This window comes from Pseudoalteromonas sp. NZS100, assembly GCF_015864815.1.
GTDB classification, from domain to species: domain Bacteria; phylum Pseudomonadota; class Gammaproteobacteria; order Enterobacterales; family Alteromonadaceae; genus Pseudoalteromonas; species Pseudoalteromonas distincta.
The window spans coordinates 198,753-215,035 of the sequence record NZ_JADYWM010000007.1; the positions used below are offsets into that span (position 1 = coordinate 198,753).

The window sequence follows — 16,283 nt, forward strand, 5'->3', positions numbered from 1 at the left end:
TATTATATCCCCCTTCCTTGGGTAGAAAATTAAAACTCGTAGCTAAAGCTTAAACTAAACTCAGTGCCTTCTTCTTGACGCCAAAGTGTTAAGTTTTCTTGTTCAATTTCTTTTTCTTGGCCAAGTATATTTTTAACTTTAAAATTAACTTTAGTATTAAAGTTAGGGAAGTAAGAATAAACTAAATCAAGAGAATGAAATGACTTTTCTTCTGCGTCTTCGTTACCACGCGTACCTGGTACGATTATGCGCGGCCCAAACACGTTATAAACAACTGAAGTAGAATGAAAACCATCAGCAGAGTCATAACCCATTTGTAAGTTTGCTACCCATTCAGAATGACCAACTAAACGACGTTTATTATTAGTAACAATGTTAGAAACAGAGTCAGCTTCCAACGCCTCTTTTAGTTGTTGTTCAAATAATGAATCAACCCCATCAGCATCGTTTATGCCAAGCTCAACACTTGAATCCGATAGAGTAACGTTACCTGATAAAAATATGGCAGATAAATCATTATGAATAAAACTAAAGTCAGTTAAAAAGTCTACCTCAATACCTGTTAGTTCACCCGACTGCGCATTTGCTGTTAGTAATTGCGGAGCAGCTCCACCAACACCCGCTAACTCAACCATTTCAATTGGGTTTTCAATATCTTTATAAAACAAAGCAACTGATAGATTGTTTCCTGAAGGCATGTACCACTCAAACCTAAAGTCAGCATTTTTTAGCTTAGAGCTTTGAAGTGTAGGCGAGCCTCGCACTAAAAACTCTGTTAGTGGGTCAACATAATAAGTTGAGCTTACATCACGCATATCTGGGCGAATCGTCGTTTCACTTAAGTTTAAGCGAAACTGCATTTCTTCATCCATAATATAAGTAATTGCTAAAGAAGGAAAAAAGTTATCTTCTTTTATTGCAACTTCGCTCACTTCTTCAATTGTTCCATCAAAGAAATTAGTATGAGCCTGAAAAGGCACTGATATTTGAGAAAAGTCTTCCCAACGAATACCACCGGTTATACGCCATGTGTTTTCGTAGAAAAAGTCGGCCATAAAATAATAAGCGTCTAACTTATGTGCAGCGCTGTACTTATCACCATCTGCGGTACCATCATCAAAAATACCAGAGCCTGTAATACTTGTATAAAACTCACTATTAGCTAAATTTTCGTCAGAAAAAATTTGGTCTATGTTTGAGCCAAATGTATATTCATCTGTTATACCACGGTGCGTAATACCAAATTGAATATTACTTGCATCACGTTTTTTTTCAGAAAAATCGCCACCCACCTTAAGCTCTAACTCATAGCCATCACCATAAAACGGGATGCCCATATTCCAACCATATGTATCTACGTCATCATGCAAAGTTTGATAATCACGTGTTACGTTTGTTGCAGCAACATCTTGTAACTGCTCTGATTCAAATACACCATCATTTAAGTTAGTTTGAAAAACAACATCTAATGCACCTGGAGCATCTCTGTTGGCGCGGCTTGTACCTGCATACCAATCAAAAAATAAATTTTCTAATTCAGGAAAATTATGCGTCCCTTTGAGCTGCGTAGAGAACATTTCACGCTCTTCATACATAACGTCAACACGGCGTAACTCAGTAACACCTTCTTCAGACTCGTTAGCATCGAAAAAGTCACGATTACGCACTCTGTCACTCATATCATGAAGAGCTATATTCGTTAGTTCAAATTTATGGTTATTATTAAATTCATAACCTAAATTTAATGTGCCACTCCAACGAACGGTTTGTTCAGTAGATATGCCATCATAAGTTTGTGCAAAACATTTATCTTCGCAGCCCAAACTCCCTAAATTTGTACCGCTTTGCTCTTTAACTACTTCCCATTCATTGTCATAGGAAACAGCTGCAAGAACGCCAAAAGTACCTACTTCAGACTCAAACCTATCACCTAGTGCTACTGAAAAATTCATGCCTGGATCAACGTCTTTCTCAGTAGGTCCAACTTGCCAATCTAGAGATTGTAGGAGCGCTTGACGCTGCTCAAGCGTAGTACTGCTGTCACCTTCAAGTCCTGCATCACTTTTAAGCGCTGTAGAAATTAATGAAGGTAAAGCACGTGTACCATCATCGCGCCCCATCCAATCATCATCACCACCACTGTAAAAATAACCGGTGTCACTGTTAGAGGTGTTATATGAAGTACCTAACTGTATTTTAAACAAAAAATCAGAAGGAATAGATTTGGTGCGTATATTTACATTACCACCACCAAAGTGCGCTGGCATATCAGGAGAAAACGATTTCTGCACACTTAAACTTTCAATAATATCCGATGGAAATAAATCCAGTGGAACAACTGATCGAGTGGGATCTGGACTTGGAACATACATGCTATTAAGTTGGGTACTTGAATAACGCTCACCCAAACCACGAACATAAATATATTTACCATCGACTAAGGTTAAACCAGTCACACGACGAAGCGCTGAAGCTGCATCGCCATCACCTGTGCGTGATATTTGATCAGCACCCATAATATCAGCAACAAATGCCTGATTTTGACGCTCTTGCAGTACCGCACCCGCACTGCCTTTTAATCGTTGCCCTACAGCAACTACTTCTTCTATTTCTTGCTCTTCGGCTTCGGCTGCTATAGCTGTGTTTACTGATAGCCCCATAATTGCAGCCATAACTGCGCAATTTAGTTTACATAGAACAAGAGAAGAGGGTTTAAAAGATTTCATTTTTATACTCCGAAACAAAACAAGACATTAGCCGAGCTTTCGCTCGGCTATAATGTGGTTTGGATTAAAGACCTACCTTAACCCAACCTGCTGTCCAGTCTGTTTGTGCATCCATTGCACCAATGTAATCTACTGAATCAAAGTAACTATCTAGGCTTGAAGAATCAAAACCATTACCTAACAGTAATGACTCAGCCGAAGGCATATATCCATTATCTGCTAAACCAAGGTCTGTGGCTGCTTGCACAGAGTTACCTGTTTGACCTAAGAACCAAGACTCAACATTACCAGTACCAATAGCTTGCGTACCAAAGTTATTTGCCGTTTCACATGCAACAACTGAGTGAGTAACAGTTAATGTACCATCCTCTGCGCGAGGAGCTGAATCTGAACCTACACGTAAACAATTTGAATAATCTGCCCCGCCTGTCACAACCACGTTCTTAAGCATACCCGCAGTGCCTGCACGTAGACGTATACCGTTAACCCCAACATTACCAATAATAGTAACATTAGAAATTGTAGGCATTGTGAGTGGAGTTGCACTTGAATCAAACTCAGAGTTATCCGCCTCAATTGCATTATCACCTGTTGAGTCAGCTTGCTTGATAAGTACGTATTGCGCTTTACCCGTCCAACCAAATGACCAATCTAGTGAGTCATCACCAATATTAGTTAAAACCAGGTGACTGATGTTTGCAGTACCACCGAAAAATTCTACACCATCGTCCAGATTTTCATGAACGTGAATGTAATCAAGCTCTGTTTGACTACCAACACCAGCAAGCGTAATGCCGTTTAACTCATCTCCGTTACCAAGCGTTTTACCTGCTTGTTTAACTGCCACGTATTTTAAAGTACCTGAGTTATCTTCTGGGTCATTACCACCAAATTGGCCAGCGTCACCTTCAGCAGACACACCACAGTTTGCAAGCTCATCAGCGGTAGCTTCGCCTTCTTGATCGCCACACGAGTTAGCCGGTGCATTACCTAAAAGCACTAAACCGCCCCATTGACCAATAGTCGTTTCGCCACCAGTAACATCTTCAATAGACGTCATAGTAATTGGCTGAGTTGCACTGCCCACAGCCTCTATTTTAGAACCACGGCGAACAACTAAAAAGTCATCACCCGACTCGCCAATAAGCGTAGTACCAAATTGAACATATAAAGTCGTTTCATCAGCGCGGTCATTACCTACGGCTGTACGGCCTTTTAGAATCCAATGTGCATCGTTAGTTAATGTTACGTCTGAAGTGAATACAACATCAGAAGTTAACTGATAAACTGGCTTGTCTGTGATTTCAGGAAAGCTTGCTGATACATCAGTAGCAAAACCCTGCTCTAAGGCGTTTTGAATATCATCAGGAAAACTTGGCGTTATAGCAACTGTCCAACCATCCATCCAGTTATTATCGCCATCAAACGCACCAATATAATCTGTTTTAGTAAAGAACGAATCAAGGTCTGACGAATCAACACCCGAACCTAATAATGGTGAGCTAGATTTAGGTGTAAAGCCATCGGTTGCTAAACTAAGGCCAGCAGCTGTCAGCGTTTGGTTACCTGTTTGGCCTTCAAACCAAGATTGAACATTACCACCACCAATTGCTTCACTACCAAAGTTATTATCTTCACTACATGCCACTACTGAGTTTTCAATAGAAAGCTCTCCAGATTCTGCATTTGCTACAGAGTCAGAACCCACACGTAAACAGTTTGAGTAACCTTCAGGCCCTGTAATTACTACATTACGTAGAACACCCGCTGTACCTGCACGTAAACGAACACCGTTAGTACCATCAGCACCTACAATTGTTACGTTAGAAATTAGTGGCTTTGTTAAAGGTGTAGCATTTGAATCAAATTCTGAGTTATCCGCTTCAATAGCGTTATCACCACCAACAGCACTTTGTTGAATATAAATATTTTGCGCACGACCAGTCCAACCAAACGACCAATCAAATGCATCATCACCAATATCAGTAAGTACTATGTTACGAACATTTACAGTACCACCAAAAAACTCAACGCCATCATCAAGGTTTTGATGAACTTGGATATATTCTACTTTTGTTGCAGAGCCTACACCCGCAAACGAAATACCATTAAGCTCGTCGCCGTTACCGAGAGTTTTACCTGCGTGCTTAACGACAATATAACGAAGTACACCTGAATTATCATCGCTAATATCGCCACCAAACTGACCAGCGTCACCTTCTGCAGATACACCACAGTTAGCTAATTCTTCAGCAGTCGTTTCACCAGTTTGATCGCCACACGAGTTAGCAGGAGCATTACCTAAAAGTACTAAACCGCCCCATTGACCAATTGTTGTTTCAGCGCCTGTTACATCTTCAATAGATGTCATTGTAATAGGTGCAGTTGCATTACCATTTGCGTTAATTTGCGAACCACGACGAACAACTAAAAAGTCATCACCTGATTCACCAATTAATGTCGTGCCGGCTTGAACATAAAGTGTTGTAGCGTCTGCACGGTCATTACCTACTGCTGTACGGCCATTTAAAATCCAATGTGCGTCATTTGTAAGTGTTACATCCGCTGTAAACGTTGTATCTTCAGCTAAGCGATATACTGGCTTATCTGTAATTTCCGGAAATTCGCTAGAAACATCTGATGCTAAGCCTTGTGCAAGCGCATTATCAATATCAGTAGGGAAGCCACCATTGATACCAACAGTCCAACCTTCCATCCAATTAGTTGAGCCATCAAATGCACCAACTTGCGTATTTGCAATAAGTGGCGAGCCAGCAAGAGGAGTATAACCGTTGTCATCTAGCATTAAATCAGCTGGGGTAAGTGTTTGGTTAGCGTCTTGGCCTTCAAACCAAGATTGTACATCGCCACCGTTAATAACTTCGCTGCCAAAGTTATTCGCTGCAGTTTGACAAGCAACAATAGAGTTTGTAATCGTAAGTGTGCCATCCTCAGCACGAGGTACTGAATCTGAACCTACACGTAAACAGTTTTCATAAGTAGCTGGGCCCGTTACAAATACATTTTTAAGAACCCCAGCAGTACCCGCACGTAAACGAATGCCGTTATTGCCCTCAGCACCCACAATTGTAACGTTTGAAATAGTAGGTAAAGTTAATGGTGTTGCACTTGAATCAAATTCAGAGTTATCAGCTTCGATAGCGTTATCGCCTACGTTAGCCGCTTGTTGAATGTAAACATTAGTAGCCGAACCCGTCCAACCAAAAGACCAATCTAGCGAATCGTCACCAATATTTGTAAGTACAACATTGCTTACATTAACTGTGCCACCAAAGAACTCAATACCATCATCAAGATTTTCATGTACTTGAATATAATCAACCGTAGTTGCAGAGCCAACACCGGCAAACGTAATACCATTTAACTCATCACCATTACCTAACGTTTTACCGGCTTGCTTAACAAGTACATACTTTAAAGTACCTGAATTATCATCACTGATATCGCCACCAAACTGACCTGCATCACCTTCAGCCGACACACCACAATTAGCAAGTTCATCAGCTGTTGCTTCACCTTCTTGGTCGCCGCAAGAATTTGCTGGCGCGTTACCTAATAATACTAAACCGCCCCACTGACCAATCGTTGTTTCTTGAGCTGTAACATCTTGAATTGAGGTCATTGTAATGGGCTGACTTACAGTCCCTACCGATTCAATTTGTGAACCGCGACGAACAACTAGGAAGTCATCTCCTGTTTCGCCAATAATCGTTGTACCTTGCTGAATATAAAGCTTGGCATTATCTGCGCGATCATTACCAACCGCAGTACGGCCATTTAAGATCCAGTGTGCGTCGTTCGTTAATGATACATCAGTAGTAAACACAGTATCTGCAGCTAAGCGATAAACGGGCTTATCTGTAATAGATGTAAACTCACTAGAAACATCAGTTGCTAAACCTTGAGTTAGTGCATTATCAATATCAGTAGGAAAGCCAGTGGTAGCATTTTGTGAATCATCACGTGATGACGTTTCACCACTTGTATCGTCACCGCCTTCAATAACGTTGGTTACTGTATCACCTTCATTAATAGTTGTGTCGCCTTCAGATACTACTAAGTCTCCACCACAACCAGCTAAAGATACTGCAGTTGCAATCAAACTTACTTTGAATAAGTCAGATAATTTCATTGTTCACTCCGTTAAAGTATTTAATTATTTTTTAGGTGCTCAAATAAACTCAAGTCACCATAAAACACTTAAATAATGCTTTAAGGTCACTTGAGTTTAGCTGCGGTTACAATACGGGAGACTTATGACAAAGTAGTTACAGTTTAATAACCATAAGATGACAAAAGTAACTTATTTAAAATCAAACAATTGGATGCTTTTAGAAACGATAAAAACCGCCCTGAGGCGGTTTTAGTATTGCGATTATGAACTGGTTTTACACGCGTTACTTGTTAATTAGTAAAGCGCTTTAAAATTTACAGTAAAGCTGTTCTAAGTGTTTCTGCATGCACTTTTTCGCGCTTTACATATTTGATCCACTGCTGTGCTAAACGCTGAGATTTTTTATGTTTTTCTGCCTGCTCAAACGCTAAAATTGATGCATCAAAATTTTGCATGTTGTACTGCGCCATACCCAGTGCAACAAATGCATTTGATTCAAAATCAAGACCACCTTTATCAAGTGCTTTACGCGCTGCATCGGCGGCTTCTTCATATTGCTCTGTATTAACAAATACTTCGGCTAAACGTTGATCGTATTTACCGTGCTCAGATAAATCAGCAGCTTTTGCAAAGTAGGTAATAGATTTTTCATCTTCTTTAGCTTGGATCATCGCCTCGGCTACAAAAGCGTAGTTTTTTGCTGTTTTTTCAGCAATATCTTTATCAATGGCATCGCTCATCACTTTTGCAGCTTTAAACGCTAAACCATTGTATAAATACACTTGCGCTAATTGGCGTAAATCAGATTTAGAGGTTAAAAATCCTTGCTGGTAAGCGGCTTCAATTACCGCCAACTGTTGTTTTTCCCTACCTGTTTCACCATACATACCCGATAACTGCACCCAATACTCAGGCTTATTATAAAGCTTTACCATGCGCTCAAGCACTTCAACAACTTTGTCAGTTTGATTAAGCGAGTAATACATTGCACGCTGTAGTACTAACCAGTTTTCTTTAGGTGTTTTGCCTTCGCTGTCGCTTAAAGCAATCACTTGAGATATGTACTCAAGCCCTTTTTTATAATCTTTTAACTGATAGTATGTTTGGGCTCTTAACAAGTAATAGCCTTCTGTTTTAGGCTGAGTGTTAATACTGTCCCAATCATCTAAAAAAGAGATAACTTTAGTGTAATCACTATTAGCCATAGCCAGTTGAGCCAAGCTAAATGTAGTGCTTAAACGAAGTGACTCAGGAATGGCTTCCTCTGCTACCACTTTTTCAAACGAGGCAATCGCTTTTGGTAAGTCGTTTTCGTTGTAATAAATAAACCCGTAAAAGTTATGCATCATTGCCACTTCGTACGAGTTCATGCTTGCAGCTCGCTCTTGAATGCTATCAAGCGCTTCAAGGCCTGCTTTAACATCACCATCGTCTGCAAGCTTTTGGGCACGAGCAAGCTGGCTATACACCTTTTCACGCAGTGCTGGTACACGTTTCGTTTTTTGTTCTTGCTCTGCATATGCCGTAGCTACATGTAGCCCTGGAATTAGGCTTAGAGCACTTGGTGTAACAATACTTGTACTGATCGCAGCGGTACAAAATAGTGTTAACTTTAAAAGTTTAGCTGTAGGTAGTAATTTCATAATCGCCTCGCATTTCTGTCCGTTTACTCGTGGTTAATTACTAATTAACCGCTAATTTGGAAAGATATTTTGTTCTGAACACCCGCAACTTCAACGGCTTCACCGTTTACTACGCGCGGTTTATATTTAAATTTAAGGGCTGCATCCATCGCAGCTCTATCAAAAAGTGACTCAGGCTCTGCTTTTACTACTTGTGGGTCGCGTACAGTGCCTTGTTTAGTTACTGTAAATTCAACAATAACGTAGCCTTCTATGCCACGTGATAACGCACGGCGCGGATAAACAGGGGCCACCTTTACAATCGGTAAGTATTCACCATCACTTGTTTCAAGTGCTAACCCGCCGGCTAAATTTACATCCGCATCTACATTAGCACCAAAGTCAAAGTTGTTAGCATTTGCTGTAGCATCACTATTTTGCATTTGCGGTGATTCCATTGGTGGTGGCGGCTCTTTTGGTGTTGGTGGCTTTTGTGGCTTACGCTCTTTTTTTTGTACGGTTTCTTCTTTTTTCAAGCGAACAAAATCAAGTACGTTACCCTTTACCGGATCCGTCATAGCGCCTTCACCGCCAGTGATCAGTGCCTGCATGCCTAAAAACAACATAAAGGTCACTACACCGGCTATCACTAATGCAACTAAATATCGCAACATAACTAGCCCTTAAGACGCATCTTGTGCGGCAATTGATACATCAAATGCGCCCGCCGCGCGTGAGGCATCCATCACCTTAATTAACATTTCGGTAGTGGCTTTTTTATCCGCTTGAATCACAACGCTACCTTGTGGATTTTCTGCTTTTAAACGCTCGATATTGGCTTGTACTGCGCGTACATCAATTTGACGTTTATTAATCCATATCTCGCCTGTATCAGAAATAGCCACTAAAATATTAGCACGCTCTTTTTTAACTGCTGTTGCGGCTTCTGGACGGTTTACATCAATACCGGCTTCTTTAACAAAAGAGGCAGTTACAATAAAGAAAATAAGCATGATAAATACAACGTCTAGCATTGGGGTCATGTTTATTTCTTCAGCTTCGTCTTCTTGAAATAGGTTTCCTAACGGGGCTCTCATTTTTATTCTCCTAGGATGAGCGGCTTGATATAAGCCGCTTATCAAAATTTTGCTTAATGGTCTAAAACCATGCTGTCTTGTAGTAGTTCTACTTCGCGCTTAGCTTTTCGTTGTAAGTACGTTGAGGCAAATACCCCAGATAACGCACCTACCATGCCTGCCATTGTCGGGATAGTTGCTTTAGATACCCCTGATGCCATTGAGCGAGCACTACCTGTGCCGGTAATTGCCATTACATCAAACACTTCTATCATACCCGTCACCGTGCCTAACAAACCAAGTAGCGGGCACAAAGCAACCATCACGTTAATCAAAGAAAGATTGGTGTTTAAGCGCATACCCGCTCGCGATATCATCGCTTCGCGTATTTGCTCTGCATTCCAGCTATCACGTTCTGCACGGTTAATCCAATTGGCTTTAAGAGCGTGTTTATAGCTTCTAAAACCATTAAAAAAGTAAATAAATCGCTCGAGTATCAATAACCACATCGCGAAGATTAACACCCCGATGACCAAGAGAACTTGGCCACCAGTGTCGAGAAAATCACGGATAGCATTGATTGAGTCAATCAATAGCACCATGGTTTATGCTCCCTTCTCGCTTCGCTCTGCAATAATACCGGCGCTCTGCTCTTGAATAGTTAACAAGATATTTTTAGCGCGCGTATTAAGTAAGGTGTATAAAAATACCGTTGGTATGGCGACCACTAAGCCCAATACCGTTGTTACTAGTGCTTGAGAAATACCACCCGCCATTAATTTAGGATCCCCAGTACCAAATAAGGTGATTGCTTGGAATGTATTGATCATGCCGGTTACCGTACCTAATAAACCTAGTAGCGGTGCAACAACAGAGATGATTTTAATAAGTGTTAAATTACGCGTCACTTTTGGCATTTCACGTAAAATAGCTTCACTTAATTTAAGCTCCAGTGTGTCGTGTGAAACACTCGGAAATTGATCTTTTACTTTCATTACGCGTCCAAGCGGATTGTCATCACGTGCAACAGTATCTTTAAGCTGGCGACGAATTTTACTGCCCATAATCAATAATGAGAAAAAACGCTCAAGTGATATAAGGAGTGCAATAACACCCACGCCTAAAATCACATAACCAACAGTGCCACCTTGATGAACACGCTCTTGTGTATCGGGTGCTTGTACTAACAAACCAAGAATAGAGCCGCCTGTTGGGTCAAGTGCAAATTGCACCACGCCACTTTTAGTGCTTTGTAGCTCTTCTGCTGTAGCAGTAAAGCGCGATACAGGTTGGCGTGTTAATTCACTCAAAGAATTAGTCGAAGGATTAAACTCTAAATACTTACCGTTTGATATAAGGTTAAATGCGCCCACTCGCACAACTTCTTGCTGTGCTTTAGTACCGCCTTCAACAATAACACTTGCGTTAAAACGACTTACTTTACCTTGCTCGGTCATTTCGCGCTGTAGTTCAAACCATACTTTTTCAATATCTTCTATTGAAGCAAGTTTTGAAGTTGAGCCCATCTTTTGAGCTAGGTCATCCATAAACGTACTGCGCCCAGCAATCTGAGCAGATACTATTGATGTCGCAAATTTATTACTAGAATCCCCTGCAACTTGTTGAAGAACGCCAAACAACTCTTTAAGCGAACCCATTCGTTTAGAAAGCGTGTCTGTTAAGTTAGCAAGTTTTACTTCGTTTTCTTCAAATTGCGTTTCTAGACGTTCAGATTCCACCAGCATTTGATTGCGCTTTGCTTGGGTATTTTTAAGCATTTGTACTTGCTCACTTTGGCGAGCAGCAAACTCTTGTTCACGTTGTTTATTTTGCTCGCTTTGAGCTGATTTACCATTTTCAAGCGTTTTAAGTAATGAATCTAAGTTCATTGGCTCTGCCGCTATACTTGCACCAGTAATGCTTAGGCTTGCAGCAAAAAGAGCTATTTTTGTCATTTGAGTAAACAATTTCATTTTCAACCTCTTATTCTGCTGCATGTACTGGCAGAGTTAACATATCTGGGGCAAGTTGTTTACGCGCAATGCGTAAACCTTTATTAATTTGGCTTATTGTAGAGTCTGGTAATGCTTCAAATGACTTTGTATCTGCATTCCAACTACCTGCTTTTTTGCCATCGCGTGTTAAGTAAATAAGCTCTAAACGGCCAATGCGTAAAAAATCAACTTCACGCTCTTTGTCATCCACATTTAAAAGTGCGGTATAAGCTTCAATAGTGCGCCCGTAGTCTACTTCTACTTGATACGCTTCAAGTACACGGCGGAATTTTTCACTTGAGTTAATATCAGCACGATTCATCATTTCTTTTAAAGACGTAACGCGCTTAGTGCGCTCATCAGCTAAAAATGGAATATCTAAAGATACAAACTGCTCAAGACCTTCAATCATTCTAAGCATTAGCGGCGTAATTTGACGTTCAATAATAGAAACCTGATCCATTGACAGGTTTAAAGATTCCATCTCTTCTATTTGATTATTTAATTGTTTAGTTAGCTGGGCGTTGTATACAGCTAAACCATCAATCTCTTTATTGAGGGTTTTAAATTGCTGTAAACGTCCTTGCATTGAATCTGCAATCTTGTCTATTTTTGTTTGTGATTGCGCAGCTGATTTATTAATTTCACTGCTTTTATCAATAACCTTATCTAAATCGTTTGCGTGTACTGCTGCACTTGCGGCCACAATACCAGCTAAGATTAATGGTTTAACGCCTTTCATCGCATACACCTTTACTCGTTAGTTAGCGGATTTGCTAGTTTGTTTTTTTAGGTCATAAACTTTGTTATATAAATAATTTATGACTTAATAATTCAATGAGCAGGAGTTTATAGATGAAACATGACAAGGATGTTGCGCAAAAAAGTCGCTTTTATGACAATGGTAACAATTAAGACTTACGAGGAGGTTTTAACGCGAATAAGGGGACTTGCTGGCCAAATACCCCTATTAAGAAGATGCAAGAAGGTGGTTAATCCAAAATTGAATTAATTTGATTAAGAGAATAGTGCCAATCGGTATAATTTATTTCGATAGGGTAAGCTTTATTATCTTTAATAAGCACTAGTGAGGGAAAACCTTGAATTGGTAAAGTGCGAACAAAGGATAACTCCGCTTTGAGCTCCTCATTAAGCTCGCTTGATGTTAGCTGCTCCGAAAACTCATCTTTATTTAAGCCAATTTTTTCAGCCAAACTAATTAATGTACTTTCATCAGACGGGTTTTGTGCGTTTAGGTAATAAGCGTGTTGAATAGCAGCCACCATTTGAGCTTCTTTATCCGCTTTACGCGCTATAAGTGCAGCTCTGCATGCGGGATACGTTGAACGCCTTGGCTGGCAGTTGCGCCAAAAATCATAATTAAATTGCGTACCTAACTGCGCTGAAATTTTATGCCAAGTTCCCTCAAGCATCTCTTTCATATTTTGTGGCATTGGGTCTTGGCTATCGGGTGCTAGGCCACCTACCTTATATTCAATTGCCACTTTACCAGCAAGCTCTAATTTTAGCTTAAGCCAGGTTGGTGAGTAACCCCAACACCAACTACACATTGGGTCATGAACATATATTAACTTACTTTGAGACATATTAATCCTTCAACTAGTTTGAGACGACACTATTACGACCTGAAGCCTTTGCACTATAAAGAGCTTCATCAGCTTGCTTTAATGAATAATCATAATCAGTTACTTTATTTACTTGGGAAATACCAATGCTACAGGTGATTGAAATACGCTGCTTGTCATCAGTAAATATAACATGCCCTGCCACGGCTTCTCGAAATTTGTTCGCAATTACAGCGGCTGCAGAGGCAGTGAGCTGCGGTAAAATAACAACAAACTCTTCACCGCCATAACGGGCCTTTAACGCAGTTGCCAAAAATTGAGACTCAAGAAGTTTGGTAAATTCTATCAATACCGTATCACCAAAATCGTGACCATGCGTATCGTTTAAAGATTTAAAATTATCTAAATCAATTAACAATATTGAAAAAGGTAAGTACTGCTCTGGGCGTGTTTGAGCAAGCTTTAAAAAATGAGAGGTAATAAAACGCCTATTTGCTATGCCAGTAAGGGGGTCAGTATAAGCATCTTGTTTTTGCTCTAGCGTAATATCGGCAATAGCCATGTGGCTTTTATGCCTAAAATACTCACCAATAAATGAGAATAAAAACACCATAGAAAAGGAAGCTATAAAACGTGTTTTTTCTACGTTGCCATAGCTAACTTGACCAAAGTCAGGGCCGTATAAAATAACAATACAAGAAAACAGTAAGGTACAGCCTAACCAAGCACCTAATCTAACCCCTAAAGATGCAAACGTTACGACAGGATAAAACATTAGCCAATATAGCGCGGTATTATCTTTACCGCCGGTATAAACAAGTGCAACAAACATCATGCACACAATGCTCATACTTATTAATGCCACAACTTGCAGATTACCCGTTTTTATAAAATAGATAGAACAGCTTATATTTGTAATGTTAACGATAATTAATGAAGCGGTCAGTAGTGGCGAATAAAGCTTATAATTAAAAAACACTAATACTGCGATCACCACAATTGAAATCCCAATCATGGTAAATAAAGAAAACGCCTTGCGTTGCATGTCTGAGCTATAAACACTGTCGATATTTATTAGACTGAGCCAATTTGGTTTATTCACATTTTTTTTAGTCATTAATTTTATACTTTAAACTTTTGAACCATATTTTCTAAAGCACTAAACTGTTGTTTTAGTTTGGTACATTCGTCAAGCGTGTCATTTAAGTTGGCCTTGCCTTGTATACAAAGCGAATTAATTGTTTGAATATCTGTATCTAATAACTTAACAACTTGGTTTTGCTCATCTGTTGCAGTGGCCACAGAGTGATTTGCATCGTTAATTTGTTGAATCGCTTGTATAACATGGCTCATTAAATTGCCAACAGCATCGGCTTGTTGCACGCTTTTTTCACTGCCTTCAAGGCTTGTTTTCATAAGCTCTACAGCAAGGTTTGAGCCTTTTTGCAACTGGCTAACCGTGTCTTCAATCTCTTGCGTTGACTGTTGAGTGCGGTGCGCTAATTGGCGAACTTCATCTGCTACAACGGCAAAACCGCGTCCCGCCTCTCCTGCTCTAGCGGCCTCAATTGCGGCATTAAGTGCCAATAAATTCGTCTGCTCACTTACACCTTTAATAACTTCAAGCACTTGGCCAATACTGGCTGTATGCGCATTTAAACTGTTTATAGTTTGCTGAGCTTTTTCCATATTACCCGAGAGCTGGTGGATAGTTGCAACACTGTGGCTTAATGCTTCTTGGTTTTGTGTTGAATGTTCATCTGCATTTTTAGCAAGCTGCGATGCACTCTCTGCGTTACTTGAAATATCCATTGATGTGGCAGAAAACTGGTTGATAGCCGCTGCAACGCTATCGGTTCGTTTACTTTGATCATCATACATAGACAGCGAAGAATGTGTTTGTGATACCAAGCTCTCAATAGCTGTATCTAATTGCTTTGTAGACTCTTTTACTTGCTCTATTGAATGCTGAATTTTTTCGATGAAAATATTAAATGAATAGCTTAAATCGCCAAATTCATCGTCGTTTTCAACGGTTAAACGCCTTGTTAAATCACCCTCACCTTGTGCTATATCTTTAATAGCATCGTTTAAACGATTCATTGGCTGCATTAAATAGCGTAATAAAAGCTGCATCATAATTATAATAGTGATAATTCCTATCACCATAAAAACAGCCGCAGTTTGGCCAAAATTAGAGACACTGGCATACGCTTTATCTTTGTCTATAACAACACCTAGGTACCAATCTACGTTTTCAATACCACTAATTTTTGTAAACGAAATAAGCTTAGACTCTCCGTTTATCTCGTACTGGGTAAACTCACTTTGTAAAGGCGTATTGGTGCCAAAGATGTCAGATGTATTTTTTAAGTTTAACTGAGCATTTGGATGGCTTAACACTTGGCCTTTATTATCGAGTAAAAAACCATAACCGAGTCCTAAAAAGTCAATATCGTTGATAATTTTTGTCACGGTCTGCATATCAATATCGGCACCTGCAACGCCGCTAAACTGACCATTTTGGAGTATGGGTACTACCGCTGAAATTGTAAGCTCGTTAGTGGTTACATCAATATAAGGAGTTGTAAAAGCGGTATTTGATTTGTTTTCGACTAATTTATACCAAGGGCGAGAAGTCGCATCAAAATCTGCAGGTAATACAACCGTTTGATCGTTTAATATAAACGTGCCGCTGGATTTACCTATATACGTATTTTTAAAGCTTCCAGCAAGCTCTGCTGTATTTAATTGTGAAAGGGTGAGTGCTTTAGAATCATTAGCTTTATGGGTTTTAGCAATTGATATTACAATCGCCAACTTTGCATTTAACCAACTCGCTATATTTTGTGAAACAGATTCGGAATTTTGTTGCAATACCAAACTTAACTGCTGCTCGGTTTGCTTGCGCATCGCAATGTAGTTATTAAAAGTAAATAACCCTAGCACCAAAACCAAAATTAAGGAGGCTGCAATAGTCACTTTGGAAGTAAATTTCAACGAGTTAAGCATATACATCCTTTTTATTATTTATCGTTATTAGCCTTACTGTTTTAGCAAAAATTTAGCTAAATGTCCTAGTAAAAGAGACTTACAGTTAGGTTATTGATGAAAAATAAGAATAAAGGATTGCAAAACAAGAGG

11 protein-coding genes are annotated in these 16,283 nt (G+C 39.8%); all 11 read right to left on the reverse strand.

Features of this window, described 5'->3' with window-relative positions; all coding sequences use genetic code 11:
• Positions 1–29: 29 nt before the first annotated feature.
• The 11 genes from I6E69_RS09760 to I6E69_RS09810 all read right to left on the reverse strand — a co-directional run bounded on the left by I6E69_RS09760 (position 30) and on the right by I6E69_RS09810 (position 16,151).
• Positions 30–2,726 (reverse strand): TonB-dependent receptor, encoded by a 2,697-nt coding sequence (locus I6E69_RS09760; protein WP_138490090.1) that lies wholly within the window; start codon positions 2,724–2,726, stop codon positions 30–32.
• Between the two features lie 64 nt (positions 2,727–2,790).
• Positions 2,791–6,879 (reverse strand): hypothetical protein, encoded by a 4,089-nt coding sequence (locus tag I6E69_RS09765; protein ID WP_197121159.1) that lies wholly within the window; start codon positions 6,877–6,879, stop codon positions 2,791–2,793.
• 296 nt (positions 6,880–7,175) lie between these two features.
• A complete protein-coding gene (locus I6E69_RS09770) occupies positions 7,176–8,504 on the reverse strand; it encodes a lipopolysaccharide assembly protein LapB (protein WP_197121160.1) in 1,329 nt (442 codons plus the stop codon).
• A gap of 44 nt (positions 8,505–8,548) precedes the next feature.
• Positions 8,549–9,154: an energy transducer TonB gene (locus I6E69_RS09775; protein WP_024597386.1), complete on the reverse strand. Its 606-nt coding sequence runs from the start codon at positions 9,152–9,154 to the stop codon at positions 8,549–8,551.
• Between the two features lie 12 nt (positions 9,155–9,166).
• Positions 9,167–9,580: a biopolymer transporter ExbD gene (locus tag I6E69_RS09780; protein ID WP_004334764.1), complete on the reverse strand. Its 414-nt coding sequence runs from the start codon at positions 9,578–9,580 to the stop codon at positions 9,167–9,169.
• 53 nt (positions 9,581–9,633) lie between these two features.
• Positions 9,634–10,161, reverse strand: a complete 528-nt coding sequence (locus I6E69_RS09785) for a MotA/TolQ/ExbB proton channel family protein (protein WP_010552929.1) — start codon at positions 10,159–10,161, stop codon at positions 9,634–9,636.
• A gap of 3 nt (positions 10,162–10,164) precedes the next feature.
• Positions 10,165–11,532: a MotA/TolQ/ExbB proton channel family protein gene (locus I6E69_RS09790; protein WP_197121161.1), complete on the reverse strand. Its 1,368-nt coding sequence runs from the start codon at positions 11,530–11,532 to the stop codon at positions 10,165–10,167.
• A gap of 10 nt (positions 11,533–11,542) precedes the next feature.
• On the reverse strand, positions 11,543–12,295 hold the full coding sequence (locus I6E69_RS09795) for a DUF3450 domain-containing protein (RefSeq protein ID WP_004334751.1): 753 nt from the start codon (positions 12,293–12,295) through the stop codon (positions 11,543–11,545).
• A gap of 250 nt (positions 12,296–12,545) precedes the next feature.
• Positions 12,546–13,160 (reverse strand): DsbA family protein, encoded by a 615-nt coding sequence (locus I6E69_RS09800; protein WP_197121162.1) that lies wholly within the window; start codon positions 13,158–13,160, stop codon positions 12,546–12,548.
• 13 nt (positions 13,161–13,173) lie between these two features.
• A complete protein-coding gene (locus I6E69_RS09805) occupies positions 13,174–14,256 on the reverse strand; it encodes a GGDEF domain-containing protein (protein WP_197121163.1) in 1,083 nt (360 codons plus the stop codon).
• 5 nt (positions 14,257–14,261) lie between these two features.
• Positions 14,262–16,151, reverse strand: coding sequence for a methyl-accepting chemotaxis protein (locus I6E69_RS09810; protein WP_197121164.1), 1,890 nt, complete (start codon positions 16,149–16,151; stop codon positions 14,262–14,264).
• Between the last annotated feature and the right edge of the window lie 132 nt (positions 16,152–16,283).

Excerpts from the sequence above, each read along its gene's own strand:
- I6E69_RS09810 (WP_197121164.1), bottom strand. The coding sequence starts at position 16,151 with ATGCTTAACTCGTTGAAATTTACTTCCAAAGTGACTATTGCAGCCTCC.
- I6E69_RS09765 (WP_197121159.1), bottom strand. The coding sequence starts at position 6,879 with ATGAAATTATCTGACTTATTCAAAGTAAGTTTGATTGCAACTGCAGTA.
- I6E69_RS09780 (WP_004334764.1), bottom strand. The coding sequence starts at position 9,580 with ATGAGAGCCCCGTTAGGAAACCTATTTCAAGAAGACGAAGCTGAAGAA.
- I6E69_RS09805 (WP_197121163.1), bottom strand. The coding sequence starts at position 14,256 with ATGACTAAAAAAAATGTGAATAAACCAAATTGGCTCAGTCTAATAAAT.
- I6E69_RS09790 (WP_197121161.1), bottom strand. The coding sequence starts at position 11,532 with ATGAAATTGTTTACTCAAATGACAAAAATAGCTCTTTTTGCTGCAAGC.
- I6E69_RS09770 (WP_197121160.1), bottom strand. The coding sequence starts at position 8,504 with ATGAAATTACTACCTACAGCTAAACTTTTAAAGTTAACACTATTTTGT.
- I6E69_RS09800 (WP_197121162.1), bottom strand. The coding sequence starts at position 13,160 with ATGTCTCAAAGTAAGTTAATATATGTTCATGACCCAATGTGTAGTTGG.
- I6E69_RS09795 (WP_004334751.1), bottom strand. The coding sequence starts at position 12,295 with ATGAAAGGCGTTAAACCATTAATCTTAGCTGGTATTGTGGCCGCAAGT.
- I6E69_RS09785 (WP_010552929.1), bottom strand. The coding sequence starts at position 10,161 with ATGGTGCTATTGATTGACTCAATCAATGCTATCCGTGATTTTCTCGAC.
- I6E69_RS09760 (WP_138490090.1), bottom strand. The coding sequence starts at position 2,726 with ATGAAATCTTTTAAACCCTCTTCTCTTGTTCTATGTAAACTAAATTGC.